This is a genomic window from Pseudomonas sp. AL10 (assembly GCF_029960685.1).
GTDB classification, from domain to species: Bacteria; Pseudomonadota; Gammaproteobacteria; order Pseudomonadales; family Pseudomonadaceae; genus Aquipseudomonas; species Aquipseudomonas lactis.
Genome location: NZ_JASBQZ010000001.1, coordinates 492,289 through 510,892, shown reverse-complemented (window position 1 = coordinate 510,892; position 18,604 = coordinate 492,289). Strand labels below are relative to the sequence as shown.

Below are 18,604 nucleotides of genomic sequence, written 5' to 3'. Positions count from 1 at the left end.
GCCTTCACTCCCGATGGTCGTGGGTCTGGGTGATACGGCCTTGTTCCACGTGGAACAAAGCGACTGGCGTTTCCGTCTGCCAGCCTTCCCTCAATAATTCGTGGTCTACACAGGTAATAAACACCTGGCAGCGTAAGTCTTCCAACAAGCGGCATAGCGAGCGGCGGTGCTGCTCGTCGAGCTCCGACGGCAAGTCATCCACCAAATAAATACACTGACCGCGTCGAGCCTGGCTAACCAAATGGCCCTGCGCGATACGCAACGCACAGACCACCAACTTCTGCTGGCCGCGGGACAAGATGTCCGCCGCATTGTGTGCACCTAATCTAAGGCGCAAATCAGCGCGTTGGGGTCCGGCCTGGGTGTGGCCGATTTGCTGATCCCGTTGCAAGGACGTTGCGAGCACTGCACTCAGCTCACGTTCTTTGTCCCAACCCCGGTAATAACTCAGCGTCAGCCCCTCGAGGTCCAACAACTCGCTCAAGGTCTGCTCAAAGACTGGTTTCAAGGCTTTGATATAGGCACGGCGGTATTCATCTATTTCGTCGCTGGCCAGGCACAGTTCACGGTCCCAGGCTGCTTGCGAAGCGGCGTCAAGTGTACCATGCCGCAGCCATGAGTTCCGCTGCCGCAGGGCCTTCTGCAGGCGCTGCCAAGTGGCCATGAAGCGTGGTTCCACGTGGAACACGCCCCAGTCGAGGAATTGCCGACGGATTTTCGGGGCACCCTCCAATAATCGAAAGCTGTCGGGGTTGATCAGCTGCAACGGCAGGATCTCAGCCAGCTGCGCTGCGCTGCGCGCATTTTGCCCGTCGATTCGGATCTGAAATTCCCCACCGCGATCACGCGATATCCCCAGGCTGCTATGACCGCCCTCAGCCAATTCCACTTGGCCAAATACGGTGCAGGCCAACTGTTCGTACTGAATCACGGGTAGCAGGCGCGCACTGCGGAAAGAACGCGCAAGCCCCAGCAGGTGGATGGCTTCCAGCACGCTGGTTTTGCCACTGCCGTTGGCGCCATGGAGGATGTTGATGCGGGGGGAAGGGGAGAAGGTCACCGGGTGCAGATTGCGCACCGCGGTGACCGAGACGCGACTAAGGGACATCTAGCTTCTGCTGAGCATGATTACAGGCGCATCGGCATGACAACGTAAGCCGAGTCGTCGTTGTCGGATTCTTGTACCAGGGCGCTGCTGTTGGAGTCCGAAAGAATCAGACGAACCTGTTCGGTGGTCATCACCCCCAGCACGTCCAACAGGTAGCTCACGTTAAAACCGATTTCCAGCGAAGCGCCGTTGTAGTCGACACCCACTTCTTCTTCTGCCTCTTCCTGTTCCGGGTTGTTGGCCTGGATTTTCAGTTGGCCGTTGGCCAGCTGCAGGCGAATACCGCGGTACTTTTCGTTGGACAGAATCGCCGTACGGCTGAAGGCTTCACGCAGAGCCTGACGATCACCGACCACCAACTTGTCGCCACCTTTAGGCAACACACGCTCGTAGTCCGGGAACTTGCCGTCTACCAACTTGGAGGTGAAGGTGAACTCACCGGTGGTGGCGCGAATGTGGTGCTGGCCCAACACGATGCTGACGTTACCGTCCGGCTCGGTGAGCAAGCGCGCCAGTTCAAGGATACCTTTGCGTGGAACGATCACCTGGTGACGATCCGGCTGACCGATATCGGCACGCATCGAGCACATCGCCAGGCGGTGACCGTCGGTGGCCACGGCGCGGATGATGCCTTCCGAGACTTCCAGCAGCATACCGTTGAGGTAGTAACGCACATCCTGCTGGGCCATGGCGAAGCTGGTGCGCTCGATCAGGCGACGCAGCTTGCTTTGCTCCAGGCTGCACGTCAGCGAGCCCGGGCCTTCTTCCACGGTAGGGAAATCATTGGCCGGCAAGGTCGACAGGGTGAAACGGCTGCGACCGGCCTTGACCACCAACTTCTGCTCATCCACCTTGATGTCGATCAGCGCATCGTTGGGCAGGCTTTTGCAGATATCCATCAGCTTGCGCGCCGGCACGGTGATCTCGCCCGGTTCGGCGGGCTCTTCGAGCTGGACGCGACCCACCAGTTCGACTTCCAGGTCGGTACCGGTCAAGGACAACTGTTGCCCCTCGACCACCAGTAATACGTTGGAAAGCACCGGCAAGGTCTGTCGGCGCTCGACGACGCCTGCGACCAGTTGCAGGGGTTTCAACAGGGCTTCGCGTTGAATGGTGAAATGCATGGTCTAGTCCCTTGCCTTAATAAGCTGCGCTGGTGTCATCACGTAGTCAGTGTACGCAGCAGGTTCTTGTAGTCCTCGCGAATATCCGCGTCGGATTCCTTAAGTTCATTGATCTTGCGGCATGCGTGCAAGACCGTGGTGTGGTCGCGTCCGCCAAACACATCACCGATTTCGGGCAGGCTGTGGTTGGTCAACTCCTTGGAGAGGGCCATGGCAACCTGGCGTGGACGTGCAACCGAGCGCGAACGGCGCTTGGACAGCAGGTCGGAAATCTTGATCTTGTAGTACTCGGCCACGGTGCGCTGGATGTTATCCACACTCACCAGCTTGTCCTGCAAGGCCAGCAAGTCTTTCAAGGACTCGCGAATCAGCTCGATGGTGATATCGCGGCCCATGAAGTGCGAGTGAGCGATGACCCGCTTGAGCGCGCCTTCCAGCTCACGCACGTTGGAACGGATGCGTTGGGCGATGAAGAACGCAGCATCGTGCGGCAGATCGACTTTAGCCTGATCGGCCTTCTTCATCAGGATCGCAACGCGGGTTTCCAGCTCCGGTGGCTCGACTGCAACGGTCAGGCCCCAGCCGAAACGCGACTTCAGACGTTCTTCCAGGCCTTCGATTTCCTTCGGGTAACGGTCACTGGTCAAGATGACCTGCTGACCACCTTCGAGCAGCGCGTTGAAGGTGTGGAAGAACTCTTCCTGGGAACGTTCCTTGCGTGCGAAAAACTGAATGTCATCGATCAGCAAGGCATCAACGGAGCGGTAGAAACGCTTGAACTCGTTGATTGCGTTGAGCTGCAAGGCCTTGACCATGTCGGCCACAAAGCGCTCCGAATGCAGGTAAACCACCTTGGCATTCGGGTTCTTCTTTAATAAGTGATTACCGACGGCGTGCATCAAGTGCGTCTTACCCAAACCTACGCCGCCATAAAGGAAGAGCGGGTTGTAACCATGCTTGGGGTTATCGGCGACCTGCCAGGCGGCCGCTCGGGCCAGCTGGTTGGACTTGCCTTCGACGAAGTTTTCGAAGGTAAACGTGCGGTTCAGGTAACTGGTGTGCTTGAGCGCGCCTTCTACCTGCACAGTGCGTTGCTCGGAGCGCACAGGCGCCTGCTGGGAGCTGGCACCGGCCATCGGGTCGAAGCTGTCGCGGGACGGCTCCTCATTCTCCGGCGCATTTTTGCGCGACGAAGGTTTGGACGGCGCAGATGTCGGTGCAGGTGCAGCGGCGACAGGCGCCACTGCAGCTTGGGCTTGCGACGCGGCGGCGGCCAATGGCGCATTCGGCGCGGCGCGGGGAGCTGAGCTGCGCTTGCTGCCTATTAATAAGGAGAGAGCAGGCGCCAGACCGTTGCCATGTTCGTCGAGCAATTCGAGAACGCGGCCCAGGTACTTCTCGTTGACCCAGTCGAGGACAAAACGATTGGGCGCATAGACACGCAACTCGTCGCCTTCGGCTTCGACCTGTAGCGGACGGATCCAGGTGTTGAATTGCTGGGCAGGCAGCTCATCGCGCAAAAGCTCCACGCACTGCTGCCAAAGTTCCACTGACACGGATATCCCCTAAGTTGAAAGCCGGTGAGGCAAAAACAGCCGCCATTGTAGCGGCCAGCCGTCCACTTATCCACATGTAGGTTGCTCACAGGACACCCAAAATCAATGCCTTAACCGTAAAAAATGCGACCAGTGGTCTGTGCATAAGCTCTGTGGATAAACCCACCTAAGCTCATTGTACAAGTGGGGTCGAAAGTCTGTGGGTAACCGACCTGTGGATAACTAGCTGTTCCACACACAGCTTATCCGATAGCGCAGCACAGGCAGAGCACCGCTTCTCCCCCGTGTTGTCATTCTCTGTACAACCCGTAGAACAAGGGCTAAAGGCAGTTATCCACAGATAATCACGCCTCTAGCTTTTATAAGCTTTACAGAAAAGCTCTAAATAACTTCCTTCTTTATTTTTATATCTATGGCATGTCAGATGGAAGCCAAACGGGGAGAAGGGCGTCAGGACCCCGTGGACATCTAATTAAAGGAAAAGCTGGTTGGAAATTGACCTAGAGGCTTGCTTTCTCTAGAATCGCCGGTCTCTTAAAACGGGGGCCATTCCGGCCCGTTGTGGACGAACCAGGTAACAACGCCATGAAACGTACTTTCCAACCAAGCACCATCAAACGCGCCCGTACTCACGGCTTCCGTGCTCGCATGGCTACCAAGAACGGCCGTGCTGTCCTGTCGCGTCGCCGCGCCAAAGGTCGTGCGCGTCTGGCAGTTTGATAATCCGGTACTGGTGGTGAGTCAGGACTTCAGTCGGGAAAAGCGTCTGCTAACCCCCCGGCATTTCAAGGCAGTCTTTGACTCCCCCACCGGCAAGGTTCCGGGGAAAAATCTCCTGCTCCTTGCGCGTAACAACGATCTTGATCACCCCCGTCTCGGGTTGGTGATCGGCAAGAAGAGCGTAAAGCTCTCCGTTGAGCGCAATCGCCTCAAGCGTCTGATGCGCGAATCGTTTCGCCTCCACCAGGACACTCTGGTTGGTTGGGATATTGTTATCGTCGCGCGCAAAGGCTTGGGTGATGTAGAAAACCCCGAATTGATTCAGCATTTCGGCAAGCTCTGGAAACGTTTGGCGCGTACCCACAAGCCAGCACCAGCAGTCAGCACCGAAACTGTAGGGGTAGACAGCCTTGATGCGTAAACTGGCAATCGTTCCGATCCAGTTTTATCGCTATGCCATTAGTCCTCTGATGGCCAGCCACTGTCGTTTCTACCCCAGTTGTTCCTGCTACGCGTTAGAGGCCATAGAAAATCATGGTCTTCTGCGCGGTGGCTGGCTGACCTTTCGTCGTTTAGGTCGCTGTCATCCGTGGAATCCCGGTGGTTATGACCCGGTTCCACCTATCCCTACCTCCCGTTCTTCTTCGATGGCCGAGTAATCATGGATATTAAACGCACAATCCTGATCGTCGCCCTGGCAATCGTGTCCTATGTCATGGTCCTTAAATGGAACCAGGACTACGGTCAGGCTGCCCTGCCGACTCAGAATGTTGCTACCAATCAGGCTGCGCCGGCTATTCCGGACACCCCGCTGGGTAACAATGCGTCCGCGAGTGCCGATGTTCCCAGCGCGAATGGCGAGACAAGTGCCCCGTTAGAAACGCCAGTGGTCACCAACAAAGACCTCATCCACGTAAAAACGGATGTGCTCGACCTGGCTATCGACCCACAGGGTGGTGATATCGCACAGCTGAAGCTGCCGCTTTATCCACGTCGCCAAGACCATCCGGATGTGCCGTTCCAACTGTTCGATAACGGCGGTGAACGTACTTATCTGGCGCAAAGCGGCCTGACCGGCACCAATGGTCCGGATGCACGTGCTACCGGTCGTCCGGTTTATTCGACCGAACAGAAGACTTATCAACTGGCAGACGGCCAGAACCAGTTGAACGTCGACCTGAAATTCAGCCTCGACGGCGTCAACTACATCAAGCGTTTCAGCTTTACCCGCGGTTTGTACGACTTGAAGGTCACTTACCTGATCGACAACACCAGCGACAAAGCCTGGAGCGGCAACCTGTTTGCCCAGCTCAAGCGTGACGCCAGCTCCGATCCGTCTTCCAGCACCGCCACCGGTACCGCGACTTACCTGGGCGCTGCCCTGTGGACAAGTAACGAGCCGTACAAAAAAGTGTCGATGAAAGATATCGACAAGGGCACGCTGAAAGAAACCGTCCAAGGTGGCTGGGTAGCGTGGCTGCAGCACTATTTCGTGACCGCCTGGATCCCGAACAAGGGGGATGCGAACCTGGTTCAAACCCGCAAGGACAGCCAGGGCAACTACATCATTGGCTTCACTGGCCCGGCGTTGACCGTCGCTCCAGGTGCCAAGGCTGAAACCAGCGCTACCCTGTACGCCGGCCCTAAAAGCCAGGCCGTATTGAAAGAGTTGTCCCCAGGTCTGGAACTGACTGTGGATTACGGCTTCCTGTGGTTCATTGCCCAGCCGATCTTCTGGCTGTTGCAACATATCCACAGCATCGTCGGTAACTGGGGCTGGTCGATCATCTTCCTGACCATGCTGATCAAAGGGCTTTTCTTCCCTCTGTCGGCAGCCAGCTACAAATCGATGGCGCGTATGCGTGCCGTGGCCCCGAAACTGGCCGCGCTGAAAGAACAACATGGTGATGACCGGCAGAAAATGTCGCAGGCCATGATGGAGCTGTACAAGAAAGAGAAGATCAACCCGCTGGGTGGATGCTTGCCGATTCTGGTACAGATGCCGGTGTTCCTGTCGCTGTACTGGGTACTCCTGGAAAGCGTGGAAATGCGCCAAGCTCCGTTCATGCTGTGGATAACTGACCTGTCGATCAAAGACCCGTTCTTTATCCTGCCGATCATCATGGGCGCGACCATGTTCATCCAGCAGCGTCTGAACCCAACCCCGCCGGATCCGATGCAGGCCAAGGTAATGAAAATGATGCCAATCATCTTCACCTTCTTCTTCCTGTGGTTCCCTGCTGGCTTGGTACTGTACTGGGTGGTCAACAACGTGTTGTCGATCTCTCAACAGTGGTACATCACACGTAAAATCGAAGCGGCTACCCAAAAAGCCGAGGCGTAATTTACTCTGTGGATAACCACTCAAGACGCCCCCTAGTGGGGCGTTTTGCTTTCCGTCACTTTTGTTCTGGAACCTGCTGATGAGCGCTCCTCGTGAAACCATCGCTGCTGTCGCTACCGCTCAAGGTCGGGGCGGCGTCGGCATCGTTCGAATTTCCGGGCCATTGGCGGGCGTGGCAGCCAAGGCTATCAGCGGCCGGGAGCTGAAACCCCGTTATGCCCATTACGGCCAGTTCCTGGATGCCGACCACAGCGTATTGGACGAGGGGCTGGCCATCTATTTTCCAGGGCCAAACTCGTTCACCGGTGAAGATGTCCTTGAATTACAAGGGCACGGTGGGCCTGTGGTGTTGGATATGCTGCTGCAGCGCTGCTTGCAATTGGGTTGCCGCCTGGCCAGACCAGGGGAATTCAGCGAACGCGCATTCTTGAACGATAAGCTCGACCTGGCCCAGGCCGAAGCCATCGCCGATTTGATCGAAGCCAGTTCTGCACAGGCTGCACGTAACGCATTGCGTTCATTGCAGGGGGCTTTTTCCCTGCGTGTGCATAACTTGACCGAGCAACTGATCAGCCTGCGCATCTACGTCGAAGCCGCGATTGATTTTCCGGAAGAAGAAATCGACTTCCTGGCGGATGGCCACGTATTGGCGATGCTGGATAAAGTCCGCGATGAGTTATCCACAGTGCTGCGCGAAGCCGGGCAGGGCGCCTTGCTGCGCGATGGAATGACGGTGGTGATTGCCGGCCGACCAAATGCCGGCAAATCAAGCCTGCTCAATGCTCTGGCAGGGCGCGAGGCGGCCATCGTCACCGAGATCGCCGGCACCACCCGGGATATCTTGCGCGAGCATATCCACATCGACGGTATGCCGCTGCACGTGGTGGACACCGCTGGTTTACGCGATACCGACGACCAGGTGGAAAAGATCGGCGTGGAACGTGCGCTCAAGGCGATCAGCGAAGCCGATCGTGTGTTGCTGGTGGTGGATGCCACTGCGCCGGAAGCTGTGGATCCTTTTGCCTTGTGGCCCGAATTCCTTGAACAACGGCCAGACCCAGCCAAAGTCACCTTGATCCGTAACAAGGCCGACCTTACGGGGGAAGCCATCGCCCTGGAAACCAGTGAAGATGGCCACGTCACGATCAGCTTGAGCGCGAAATCGGCCGGTGACGGTCTGGAGTTGCTGCGCGAGCACCTTAAAGCCTGCATGGGCTACGAACAGACGTCGGAAAGCAGCTTCAGTGCGCGGCGCAGGCACCTGGAAGCGCTGCGTCATGCCAGCGCGGCCTTGGAGCACGGGCGCGCCCAGCTGACCTTGGCGGGGGCTGGGGAGCTGCTGGCTGAAGATCTGCGCCAGGCGCAGCAGCTGTTGGGTGAAATCACCGGGGCTTTCAGTTCAGATGATTTGCTCGGGCGGATTTTCTCCAGCTTCTGCATCGGCAAATAGTCGAGTTATCCACAACGACTACCAGTTATAGGACACCGTACCGAGCAAGGTACGGCTGTCGCCCCAATAGCAACGCCCTGCATCGTTGCAACCAGATACATATTCCTTGTCAAACAGGTTCTTGGCGTTCAGGTCCACCGACCAGTGTGGATTGATCTGATAACCCAGTGCCGCATCCACCAAGGTGACGCTTCCTGCATCCAGCTTGCCGTAGAGCGTCGGCGCCGTGTAGGCAAAGGTACTGTCGAAATAACGTACACCGCCGCCCAGGGAGAAACCCTTGAGTTGGCCATCCAGGAAGCGATATTTACCCCACACCGAAGCCTGGTTACGCGGCACGCCCGTCATTTGACGGCCTTCAACCAGCGACGTGGCCGAATCCTTGGTTATCCGGGCGTCGGTGTAGGTATAGGCCACCGTCACGTTGAAGTTGGCGCTGATGTTGCTGTTGACCTCTACTTCCACGCCCTTTGCGCGACTTTCACCGACTTGGCGATAGCTGTTGGTGGTGGCATCCATGTAGGTATCGTCCTGCTTGCGCAGGTCATACACCGACACGGTCATCGCCGTATCCCAGCCGATCGGTTCGTACTTAATGCCCAATTCGTATTGGCTGCTGGTGATCGGTTTCAACGGCGAGCCGGCGTTGGAGATCTGCTGCACGGGGACAAAGGCGGTGGAATAGCTGACATACGGCGTCAGGCCGTTGTCGAACTGGTACATCACCCCGCCCTGGTAAGTGAATTTACGATCCTGTGAGTTGATATTGCTCGATGGCTGGACCTTGTCGCGGTAGTCGCTGTCGACCCAGTCCTGGCGGCCGCCGAGCAGAAAGAGCCAATGGTCGTATTTGCTCTGGACCTGTGCATAAACGCCTTTCATCTGCTGTTCAAGCAAGGTGTTTTGCACTGCCAGTGGAGTGAGCGGGTCGCGCAGGTACACCGGGTTATACACATCGATGGTGCCGGCGAAACCCGCATCCCAGTCTTGATTGAACGAGGTTCGGTCATAGCTGGCGCCCAATAGCACCGTGTTTTCCAGGCCGCCCACCTGGAACTTGCCTTCGAGCTGGTTATCCAGGGAATAGACCATCGATTTGTTGTAGCGGTCGTAGGCGTTCATGTTCAGCCGGGTGCCGAAGCCGCCGTTATTGAGTGTGCCTGGCCAGGTTTCATGCCGGTTGATGCGTGACTGCATATAGCGAGAGTTCTGACGGAACTGCCAATCATCATTGAAGCTGTGGCTGAACTCATAGCCGGCGCTCCACGCTTGGCGTTCAAAGGTGTTCCAGTCCGGGTTGCCCAGCAGGGTGTGTTTGGACAGCTTGCCGTTGGGATTGGTAAGCAGCGTGCCGGCTGCAGGTAGGCCGAGTTCCAGGTTGGTATGGTCTTTCTGGTAGTTGGCCAGCAGCGTCAGGGTGTTGTAGTCGTCGAAGTTCAGGGTCAGGGATGGCGCGATATACAGACGATCGTCGGGGACGTGATCGGTCTGGGTGTCGGATTTACGCCCCAGCATCACCACTCGGCCCAGGATATTGTCACTGTCGTTGAGCGGGCCCGAGATATCCACACCCAGCTGGCGTCGATCATTCGAACCATAACTCACCTGCACCTCGCCTTGCGGGGTTGCAGTCGGATGTTTACTCACCAGGTTAACCAGGCCGCCGGGTGCGTTTTCACCATAGAGCAAGGAAGAAGGGCCACGGAAAATCTCGACCCGTTCCAGGCCGTAGGGTTCGCTGGTGGTGTCGTATCGATTGCCTTGCACCCGCAGGCCATCTCGCAGCAGGCCGTAGCCGTAATCCGTAGCGTTGAAACCGCGAATGAAAAACAGATCGCCTGCCAAGCCGTCGCCGGCCGCGAACGGTGGGGCGAAGATCCCCGGTACGTAGCCCAACACTTCTGTCAGGGTTTGGGACTTCTGGTCCTTGATACGCTGGCCAGTGACAACGGACACCGAACGCGGAGTCTCGGACAGCGGTGTGCTGGTCTTAGTGCCGATGCGGCTGTTCTGCGCCTTGTAGCCTACATCCCCGCCGATTTCTTGATTGAAACCGCCCTGTTGATAAGCGCTCACGGTGGTAGGGGCCAAGGTCAGTTGGCCAGCAGGTGCCGGCTGTAATACATAGCTGTTGGGAGCCTGTACGACCGCCTGCAGGTCCGAGTTCTGCAGCAGCAGCGCAAAGCCCTGGTCCACCGAGTAATCACCTTGCAGCCCTGGTGAATTCAAACGCGCGGTTTGCTGGGGGGAGAAGGACAGAATCACATTGGCCCTGGCGGCAAACTGGCTCAAGGCCTTGTCCAGCGGGCCAGCGGCAATTGCAAAGTGTTGCGTTGCGCTGGCGGCCATGACGGCGGTGGATAACAACACACCGGTCGTCGCGGTGATGAGCTGCAGACCGTAGGTCATGCCATGGCAGGAAAGTCGTTTGCGGAGCGGGGCGGGAAGGCGCATAGGTGAGTAAGCCCTGAAGGTAGCGTCGTGATTACCTGTAGGGCCGCGCCAGGTCAAAAAAAGATAACCCCTCTGTGGATTATTTTTTCGGTCAGCCGATTCGGGTGACCGACACCCAATAGCGCGTAAAGTATTTCACTTGAATCGGCAGGCTCGCTTGCAGGTTGGCCAGGACGGCATCGGTTGAGTCCAGACGGAAGGTACCGGAAACACGCAGGCCCGCAGACGCTTGGTCACAGTGCAACACACCCGGCCTATAGCGCGCCAACTCATCGATAACCTCTCCCAGCCGAGCATCGAGTACGATCAGTTGGCCATCTACCCAGGCTGCCTGTACACCGCCATACCCCTGGGTAAGGCGCACATCGTGCCGATCAAACTCTGCGCTCTCACCCGCGCCAATAATTCGGTGAAGTTCGGGTTGGTCGCCGGGAGATACCTCCACCCGTTCTTCCAAGACGCCTACCCGCGTGGCGTCCGGCAGTTGGCGCACAGTAAAACGGGTGCCCAGCGCCTGGACCCGGCCTTGGCGAGTCTCTACATAAAACGGTAAGTGCCCACCCCGTTTGCCGGTGTGGATAAGTACTTCACCCTCGCGCAGACGAATCAACCGTTGGCGCCCGTCAAATGCCACATCGATAGCGGTATGAGTATTGAGATTGATCTGCGTGCCATCCGCCAGCGCGATGCGTCGCCTCTGGCCCACCGACGTGCGGTAATCAGCCCATGCGTTACCCAGCGACGTATGTTGCTGGACGTTCCAGCCCAGATAGCCACTGCCGCCGAGCACCAGCATCCACTTGAGTACCTGGCGCCGCTGTTGCGTGGCGGATAACGCGCGGCGCGTGAGGTCAGGGGGCAGGCCACCGAGGCTGCGTTGCAGCTGCTCCATCTGGTTCCAGGCCGCCTGGTGGGACGGGTCACGATTAAGCCATTGCTGCCAGGCTTGATGTTGTGCCGGCGTCGGTGGTTGCGACTGGAATTGCACATACCAACTGGCAGCGGCCTCGAACGTCTTGCGGTCGGGGTTGGTCATTACCGGCTGGCCATGATCAGGGAGCACTCGGTAAGGGCACGGATCATGTGTTTCTTCACCGTGGTCAGTGATACCTGCAGTTGATCGGCGATCTGTTGATAAGTCAGCCCTTCAATCTGTGCCAGCATGAAAATTCGGCGGGCCCGCTCACCCAGCCCAGACAGCGCTTTATCCACAGCCACCAGCGTTTCGATGATGATTGCCTTGTCTTCCTCACTGATAGCCGTGGCTTCAGGACGCTCTGCCAGGGTTTGCCTGTAGGCCTGTTCGACGGCATGCCGGCGATAGCGGTCGATCACCAGGCCCCTGGCGATGGTCGCCAGATAGTCCCGTGGTTCAAGGATCTGCGCTGCGTGACGTCCACCGAGCATGCGCACGAACGTATCGTGGGCCACATCGGCTGCATCGCTGGCGTTATGCAATTTTCCCTTGAGCCACCCGCGCAGCCACGAATGATGTTGCTCATAGATGTGCTGGACCGCTGCGGTATGGGAAGAGGGAGGCATAGGCGCGACAAGGTGGGTTAATGATAATCGCTATTATTAACTGGCCCAGTGTTTTCCCACAATAGATCTCTTTTTGTCCTACTCAGGATTAATTCCTAGCTTGCCGTGGACGAAATCTGGCGTTTCTGTGGATTAAGCCCTGTGAATAACCGCTCCTGTGCCCAGTTGATAACAGGGTCTGAAACCTGAGTAAAAACCCGTCTGTGGATAACCACCGGTTTAATCCACAGGCTTAAAGCACTTATCCAAGGGCCTCATTGGCAGATGATCACAACGTTTTGAATCGCTGTACACATTGCAAATAAAGGGCTGTAGAGATCTATCCACAGAAATGGTGCTCAGTATAAATAAACATAAAAACAAAGATTTAATAAATTTCTCTCTTTTAATTTCTATTGTCTGTGATTCATCCACAGCTGGTTAAATTTTGTGCAAAGGGTTCTTTAGGAAGGGCTAAGTCCCTATACTTGCCCGCAAAGCTCTAAAACCCTTTCAACAAACAATTCCTGATTACCTACATAAGCAGGCACGAGGTGCGTGGTGGATTTCCCTTCCCGTTTTGAAGTGATCGTCATCGGCGGCGGTCATGCCGGTACCGAGGCAGCACTGGCGTCAGCACGCATGGGTGTAAAAACCCTGTTGCTGACGCATAACGTGGAAACCCTCGGTGCCATGAGTTGCAACCCCGCGATTGGCGGGATTGGCAAAAGCCATCTGGTCAAGGAAATCGATGCCCTTGGCGGCGTGATGGCCATGGCCACCGACAAAGGTGGTATTCAGTTTCGTGTGCTCAACAGCCGCAAAGGCCCGGCCGTGCGTGCAACGCGTGCCCAGGCCGACCGTATTCTGTATAAGGCTGCGGTACGTGAAACCCTGGAAAACCAGCCGAACCTGTGGATATTTCAGCAGGCAGCCGATGACCTGATCGTCGAACAGGACCAGGTACGCGGTGTTGTCACTCAAATGGGCCTGCGTTTCTTCGCAGAATCCGTAGTACTGACCACCGGCACCTTCCTGGGTGGGCTTATCCACATCGGTATGCAGAACTATTCCGGTGGTCGCGCTGGCGATCCGCCGTCGATTGCTCTGGCAAAACGCCTGCGGGAATTGCCGCTGCGGGTCGGTCGCCTGAAAACCGGGACCCCGCCACGTATTGACGGGCGTTCTGTGGATTTTTCGGTGATGACCGAACAAGCCGGCGATACGCCGATTCCGGTCATGTCGTTCATGGGCTCCAAGGAACAGCATCCGAAACAGGTCAGTTGCTGGATCACCCACACCAACGCCCGTACTCACGAAATCATTGCTGCGAACCTTGATCGTTCGCCGATGTATTCCGGGGTGATCGAAGGCATTGGGCCGCGTTATTGCCCGTCGATCGAAGACAAGATCCACCGCTTTGCCGACAAGGAAAGCCACCAGGTCTTTATCGAGCCGGAAGGGTTGACCACCCACGAGCTGTATCCGAACGGAATTTCCACTTCGCTGCCGTTCGACGTGCAAATCCAGATCGTGCAGTCGATTCGCGGTATGGAAAATGCGCACATCGTGCGTCCGGGCTACGCCATCGAGTACGACTACTTCGACCCGCGCGACCTGAAATACAGCCTGGAAACCAAAGTGATCGGCGGCCTGTTCTTCGCCGGCCAAATCAACGGCACCACCGGTTATGAAGAAGCCGGCGCCCAAGGTTTGCTGGCCGGGACCAACGCAGCATTGCGCGCACAGGGCAAAGACAGCTGGTGCCCGCGTCGCGATGAGGCCTACATCGGCGTATTGGTCGACGACCTGATTACCCTGGGTACCCAGGAACCGTACCGGATGTTCACATCTCGGGCGGAATACCGTCTGATTCTGCGCGAAGACAACGCCGACCTGCGCTTGACCGAAAAAGGTCGCGAGCTGGGCCTGGTCGATGACGCCCGCTGGGCGGCCTTCTGCAAAAAACGCGAAAGCATTGCGCTCGAAGAACAGCGTCTGAAGAGTACCTGGGTTCGCCCGGGCACGGAGCAGGGCGACGCCATTGCGGAAAAATTCGGCACGCCGTTGACCCATGAGTACAACTTGCTCAACCTGCTTTCCCGTCCGGAAATCGACTACGCTGGTCTGGTCGAAGTGACTGGCCACGGCGCAGAAGACCCACAGGTTGCCGAACAGGTTGAAATCAAGACCAAATACGCAGGCTACATTGATCGCCAGCAGGACGAGATCGCCCGGCTGCGCGCCAGTGAAGACACCAAGCTGCCTGTGGATATCGACTACACCGGGATTTCCGGGTTGTCGAAAGAAATTCAAAGCAAGCTGGGGATAACTCGGCCGGAAACCCTCGGGCAGGCTTCACGTATCCCAGGCGTCACCCCGGCAGCCATCTCGCTGTTGATGATTCATTTGAAAAAACGCGGCGCGGGCCGTCAGTTGGAGCAAAGCGCTTGAGTTCGTTGGTCACCTCGCAACACGCCGAAGAGTTATCCACAGGAGCGCGCCAGTTGGGCGTGGCCCTGACCGAAGCCCAGCATGAGTTACTGCTGGGCTATCTGGCCCTGTTGATCAAATGGAACAAGGCTTACAACCTGACCGCGGTACGTGATCCGGACGAGATGGTGTCGCGGCATTTGCTCGACAGCCTCAGCGTGATGCCGTTTATCGAAAATGGCCGTTGGCTCGACGTCGGCAGTGGCGGCGGCATGCCTGGCATTCCGTTGGCGATCCTGTTTCCCGAGTCCCACGTGACCTGCCTGGACAGCAACGGCAAGAAAACCCGCTTCCTGACCCAGGTCAAACTCGAGCTCAAGCTGGATAACCTGCAAGTTATCCACAGTCGTGTCGAAGCCTTCACACCTGAACTGCCTTTCAACGGGATCGTGTCCCGAGCGTTCAGCAGCATGGAGAACTTCAGCAACTGGACGCGCCACCTGGGCGACCGTGATACCCGCTGGCTGGCAATGAAGGGCGTTCATCCAAGCGACGAGCTGTTAGCATTGCCGGCAGACTTCCACCTCGATAGCGAACACGCCTTGGCCGTACCTGGTTGCCAAGGCCAACGCCATCTGCTGATACTGCGCCGCACGGCATGATTGGGAACACAAGCAAGAATGGCTAAGGTATTCGCGATAGCGAACCAGAAAGGTGGTGTGGGTAAAACCACCACCTGTATCAACCTCGCAGCATCCCTGGTCGCAACCAAGCGTCGGGTGCTGTTGATCGATCTCGATCCACAGGGCAACGCCACCATGGGTAGCGGTGTGGATAAACACGGCCTGGAAAACTCGGTCTACGATTTGCTGATTGGCGAATGCGACCTGGCCCAGGCCATGCACTATTCCGAGCACGGCGGTTACCAACTGCTGCCGGCCAACCGCGATCTGACCGCGGCGGAAGTGGTGCTGCTGGAAATGCAGATGAAAGAAAGCCGTCTGCGCAGCGCCCTGGCGCCCATTCGCGACAACTACGATTACATTTTGATCGACTGCCCACCGTCGCTGTCGATGCTCACGCTTAACGCCTTGGTAGCCGCCGATGGGGTGATTATCCCCATGCAGTGCGAGTACTACGCGTTGGAAGGCCTGAGCGACCTTGTGGATAACATCAAGCGCATTGCCGAGTTGCTCAACCCGAAACTGCAGATCGAAGGCTTGTTGCGCACGATGTTCGACCCGCGCCTGAGCCTGATGAACGATGTGTCGGCGCAGCTCAAGGAACACTTCGGTGACCAGTTGTACGACACCGTGATTCCACGCAACATCCGCCTGGCCGAAGCGCCAAGCTATGGCATGCCCGCGCTGGCGTACGACAAATCCTCGCGCGGTGCCATTGCCTACCTGGCATTGGCTGGCGAGATGGTTCGCCGTCAACGCCGCAATTCACGCACCGCTGCAGCCCAGCCAACTTAAGGAACCCCCATGGCCGTCAAGAAACGAGGTCTCGGACGTGGACTGGATGCACTGTTGAGTGGTCCGACCGTCACATCGCTTGAAGAACAAGCGGTGCAGGCCGACGAGCGCGAGCTGCAGCACTTGCCGCTGGACCTGATCCAGCGCGGCAAATACCAGCCACGTCGGGACATGGACCCCCAGGCCCTGGAAGAACTGTCCAACTCGATCAAGGCTCAGGGCGTGATGCAGCCCATCGTGGTGCGCCCCATTGGCGGCGGCCGCTTTGAGATCATCGCCGGTGAGCGCCGCTGGCGTGCCAGCCAGCAGGCCGGCAAGGAAACCATCCCGGCGATGGTGCGCGATGTGCCGGATGAAACCGCGATCGCCATGGCGTTGATCGAGAATATCCAGCGTGAAGACCTCAACCCGATCGAAGAAGCGATTGCGTTGCAGCGTTTGCAGCAGGAATTCCAGCTCACCCAGCAACAAGTGGCCGAGGCAGTGGGCAAGTCCCGCGTCACCGTGTCCAACTTGTTGCGTTTGATCGCGCTGCCGGAAGTGATCAAGACCATGTTGTCCCACGGCGACCTGGAAATGGGTCATGCCCGTGCGTTGCTCGGTTTGCCCGAAAATCAACAGGTTGAAGGGGCGCGACACGTTGTCGCACGAGGCCTGACCGTACGTCAGACTGAAGCGCTGGTGCGCCAATGGCTCAGCGGCAAACCTGCACCGGTCGAAACCGCCAAACCTGATCCGGATATCGCGCGACTCGAGCAGCGCCTGGCCGAGCGCCTGGGCTCTGCGGTGCAAATTCGTCACGGCAAGAAGGGCAAAGGGCAATTGGTCATCGGATATAACTCCCTTGACGAGCTTCAAGGCGTCCTTGCCCACATCCGCTGAAACATTTGCTTATGTAGCGCGTGATCGGAAATCACTACCCGACAGTTGAATAGGGGCTGAACCGCCCCTATACTCTGCGCGCATTTTGTCGGCACAAATTATGCCAAGTTATTGATTTCCGGCAGCCGACCATTGAGGAGCAAGAGTGATGGAAACCCGCACGCCAAACACGTTGCCGTTCCATCGCTTGGCTGTTTTTCCGGTTCTACTGGCTCAATTTGTCATTTTGCTGATCGCCGCATTGGCGCTTTGGTATTGGCATGGAGTCGTAGCCGGGTATTCAGGACTCTGCGGAGGCCTGATAGCCTTGCTGCCCAATATGTATTTTGCTCACAGGGCCTTTCGGTTTTCCGGCGCCCGAGCAGCCCAGGCTATCGTCCGGTCTTTTTATGCCGGCGAGGCGGGGAAACTGATTTTGACGGCAGTGCTGTTTGCACTGACCTTTGCAGGTGTGAAGCCATTGGCGCCGCTGGCTGTATTCGGCGTCTTCGTGTTGACCCAACTGGTCAGCTGGTTCGCTCCCCTGCTAATGAAAACAAGACTTTCGAAACCTTAGGGCGTTTGAGGCAACCATGGCAGAAACAACCGCTTCGGGCTATATCCAGCACCACTTGCAGAACCTGACCTTCGGTCAGCTTCCTAATGGCGGCTGGGGCTTTGCCCACACCGCAGCAGAAGCCAAAGAAATGGGTTTCTGGGCTTTCCACCTGGACACTCTGGGTTGGTCGGTCGCATTGGGTCTGATCTTCGTCCTGATTTTCCGCATGGCGGCAAAGAAGGCGACTTCGGGTCAGCCAGGTGCTTTGCAGAACTTCGTTGAAGTATTGGTCGAATTCGTCGATGGCAGCGTGAAAGACAGCTTCCATGGCCGTAGCCCGGTGATTGCACCGCTGGCACTGACCATCTTCGTGTGGGTGTTCCTGATGAACGCCGTCGACCTGATCCCGGTGGACTGGATTCCTCAGTTGGCCATGGCGATCTCCGGCGACCCGCACATTCCATTCCGCGCAGTATCCACCACTGACCCGAACGCCACACTGGGCATGGCTCTGTCGGTATTCGCGCTGATCATTTTCTACAGCATCAAGGTCAAGGGCATCGGCGGCTTCATCGGCGAACTGACCCTGCACCCGTTCGGCAGCAAGAACATCTTCGTTCAAGCCCTGCTGATCCCGGTGAACTTCCTGCTGGAATTCGTCACCCTGATCGCCAAGCCGATTTCCCTGGCTCTGCGACTGTTCGGCAACATGTATGCCGGCGAGCTGGTGTTCATTCTGATCGCTGTGATGTTCGGCAGCGGTCTGCTCTGGCTTAGCGGCCTGGGCGTAGTTCTGCAGTGGGCGTGGGCTGTGTTCCACATCCTGATCATTACCCTGCAGGCCTTCATCTTCATGATGCTGACCATCGTCTACCTGTCGATGGCGCACGAAGAGAACCATTAAGACCAGTCTCGACTAGTCTGATGTCCTTGCCGGTCAAACGGGAAGGTGGCCCAACAGGGCTATGAAACGATTTGTTTTACCGCTTTAAAATC

At 57.2% G+C, this 18,604-nt stretch carries 17 protein-coding genes; 11 read left to right on the top strand and 6 right to left on the bottom strand.

Annotated elements, in window-relative coordinates; genetic code table 11:
• Nucleotides 1–4: 4 nt before the first annotated feature.
• The 3 genes from recF to dnaA are packed head-to-tail and all read right to left on the bottom strand — an operon-like array spanning nucleotide 5 to nucleotide 3,788.
• A complete protein-coding gene (gene recF, locus QK296_RS02400; RefSeq protein ID WP_003187251.1) occupies nucleotides 5–1,108 on the bottom strand; it encodes a DNA replication/repair protein RecF in 1,104 nt (367 codons plus the stop codon).
• 20 nt (nucleotides 1,109–1,128) lie between these two features.
• Entirely contained in the window at nucleotides 1,129–2,232 is a 1,104-nt protein-coding gene (gene dnaN / locus QK296_RS02395; RefSeq protein ID WP_003187250.1) for a DNA polymerase III subunit beta, read from the bottom strand.
• Between the two features lie 38 nt (nucleotides 2,233–2,270).
• Entirely contained in the window at nucleotides 2,271–3,788 is a 1,518-nt protein-coding gene (gene dnaA, locus QK296_RS02390) for a chromosomal replication initiator protein DnaA (RefSeq protein WP_003187249.1), read from the bottom strand.
• A 585-nt stretch (nucleotides 3,789–4,373) separates the two neighbouring features.
• Here dnaA and rpmH point away from each other — a divergent pair.
• From rpmH to mnmE, 5 genes are all read left to right on the top strand, one after another.
• Nucleotides 4,374–4,508, top strand: a complete 135-nt coding sequence (rpmH, locus tag QK296_RS02385) for a 50S ribosomal protein L34 (protein ID WP_003213577.1) — start codon at nucleotides 4,374–4,376, stop codon at nucleotides 4,506–4,508.
• A gap of 16 nt (nucleotides 4,509–4,524) precedes the next feature.
• On the top strand, nucleotides 4,525–4,929 hold the full coding sequence (rnpA, locus tag QK296_RS02380) for a ribonuclease P protein component (protein WP_003177079.1): 405 nt from the start codon (nucleotides 4,525–4,527) through the stop codon (nucleotides 4,927–4,929).
• Complete coding sequence (yidD, locus tag QK296_RS02375; protein WP_019816912.1) at nucleotides 4,922–5,167, top strand: membrane protein insertion efficiency factor YidD; 246 nt, start codon at nucleotides 4,922–4,924, stop codon at nucleotides 5,165–5,167. Before rnpA ends, yidD begins: the two co-directional genes overlap by 8 nt.
• A 2-nt stretch (nucleotides 5,168–5,169) precedes the next feature.
• On the top strand, nucleotides 5,170–6,852 hold the full coding sequence (yidC, locus tag QK296_RS02370) for a membrane protein insertase YidC (RefSeq protein WP_003195904.1): 1,683 nt from the start codon (nucleotides 5,170–5,172) through the stop codon (nucleotides 6,850–6,852).
• A 79-nt stretch (nucleotides 6,853–6,931) separates the two neighbouring features.
• Nucleotides 6,932–8,302 (top strand): tRNA uridine-5-carboxymethylaminomethyl(34) synthesis GTPase MnmE, encoded by a 1,371-nt coding sequence (mnmE, locus tag QK296_RS02365; RefSeq protein ID WP_003195902.1) that lies wholly within the window; start codon nucleotides 6,932–6,934, stop codon nucleotides 8,300–8,302.
• An 18-nt stretch (nucleotides 8,303–8,320) separates the two neighbouring features.
• Here mnmE and QK296_RS02360 read toward each other — a convergent pair whose 3' ends face one another.
• The 3 genes from QK296_RS02360 to QK296_RS02350 all read right to left on the bottom strand — a co-directional run bounded on the left by QK296_RS02360 (nucleotide 8,321) and on the right by QK296_RS02350 (nucleotide 12,298).
• Nucleotides 8,321–10,711: a TonB-dependent siderophore receptor gene (locus QK296_RS02360; RefSeq protein WP_282390549.1), complete on the bottom strand. Its 2,391-nt coding sequence runs from the start codon at nucleotides 10,709–10,711 to the stop codon at nucleotides 8,321–8,323.
• Nucleotides 10,712–10,847: 136 nt separating this feature from the next.
• On the bottom strand, nucleotides 10,848–11,792 hold the full coding sequence (locus tag QK296_RS02355) for a FecR domain-containing protein (RefSeq protein ID WP_169857015.1): 945 nt from the start codon (nucleotides 11,790–11,792) through the stop codon (nucleotides 10,848–10,850).
• Nucleotides 11,792–12,298 carry a sigma-70 family RNA polymerase sigma factor gene (locus QK296_RS02350; RefSeq protein ID WP_003195897.1) on the bottom strand — a complete coding sequence of 169 codons (507 nt, stop codon included), beginning with the start codon at nucleotides 12,296–12,298 and terminating at the stop codon, nucleotides 11,792–11,794. Before QK296_RS02350 ends, QK296_RS02355 begins: the two co-directional genes overlap by 1 nt.
• Before the next feature lie 540 nt (nucleotides 12,299–12,838).
• Here QK296_RS02350 and mnmG point away from each other — a divergent pair.
• The 6 genes from mnmG (at nucleotide 12,839) to atpB (ending at nucleotide 18,512) form a co-directional block, all read left to right on the top strand.
• The gene (gene mnmG, locus QK296_RS02345; RefSeq protein WP_003195895.1) at nucleotides 12,839–14,731 is read left to right on the top strand and encodes a tRNA uridine-5-carboxymethylaminomethyl(34) synthesis enzyme MnmG; all 1,893 of its coding nucleotides are present in this window, start codon (nucleotides 12,839–12,841) and stop codon (nucleotides 14,729–14,731) included.
• Entirely contained in the window at nucleotides 14,728–15,372 is a 645-nt protein-coding gene (gene rsmG, locus QK296_RS02340; protein ID WP_003195893.1) for a 16S rRNA (guanine(527)-N(7))-methyltransferase RsmG, read from the top strand. Before mnmG ends, rsmG begins: the two co-directional genes overlap by 4 nt.
• A gap of 18 nt (nucleotides 15,373–15,390) precedes the next feature.
• Nucleotides 15,391–16,188 (top strand): ParA family protein, encoded by a 798-nt coding sequence (locus QK296_RS02335; protein WP_003195891.1) that lies wholly within the window; start codon nucleotides 15,391–15,393, stop codon nucleotides 16,186–16,188.
• 9 nt (nucleotides 16,189–16,197) lie between these two features.
• Nucleotides 16,198–17,070, top strand: coding sequence for a ParB/RepB/Spo0J family partition protein (locus tag QK296_RS02330; protein ID WP_003195890.1), 873 nt, complete (start codon nucleotides 16,198–16,200; stop codon nucleotides 17,068–17,070).
• Nucleotides 17,071–17,218: 148 nt separating this feature from the next.
• Entirely contained in the window at nucleotides 17,219–17,626 is a 408-nt protein-coding gene (locus QK296_RS02325; RefSeq protein ID WP_010565865.1) for a F0F1 ATP synthase subunit I, read from the top strand.
• Nucleotides 17,627–17,642: 16 nt separating this feature from the next.
• Complete coding sequence (atpB, locus tag QK296_RS02320; RefSeq protein ID WP_003195886.1) at nucleotides 17,643–18,512, top strand: F0F1 ATP synthase subunit A; 870 nt, start codon at nucleotides 17,643–17,645, stop codon at nucleotides 18,510–18,512.
• Nucleotides 18,513–18,604: the final 92 nt, after the last annotated feature.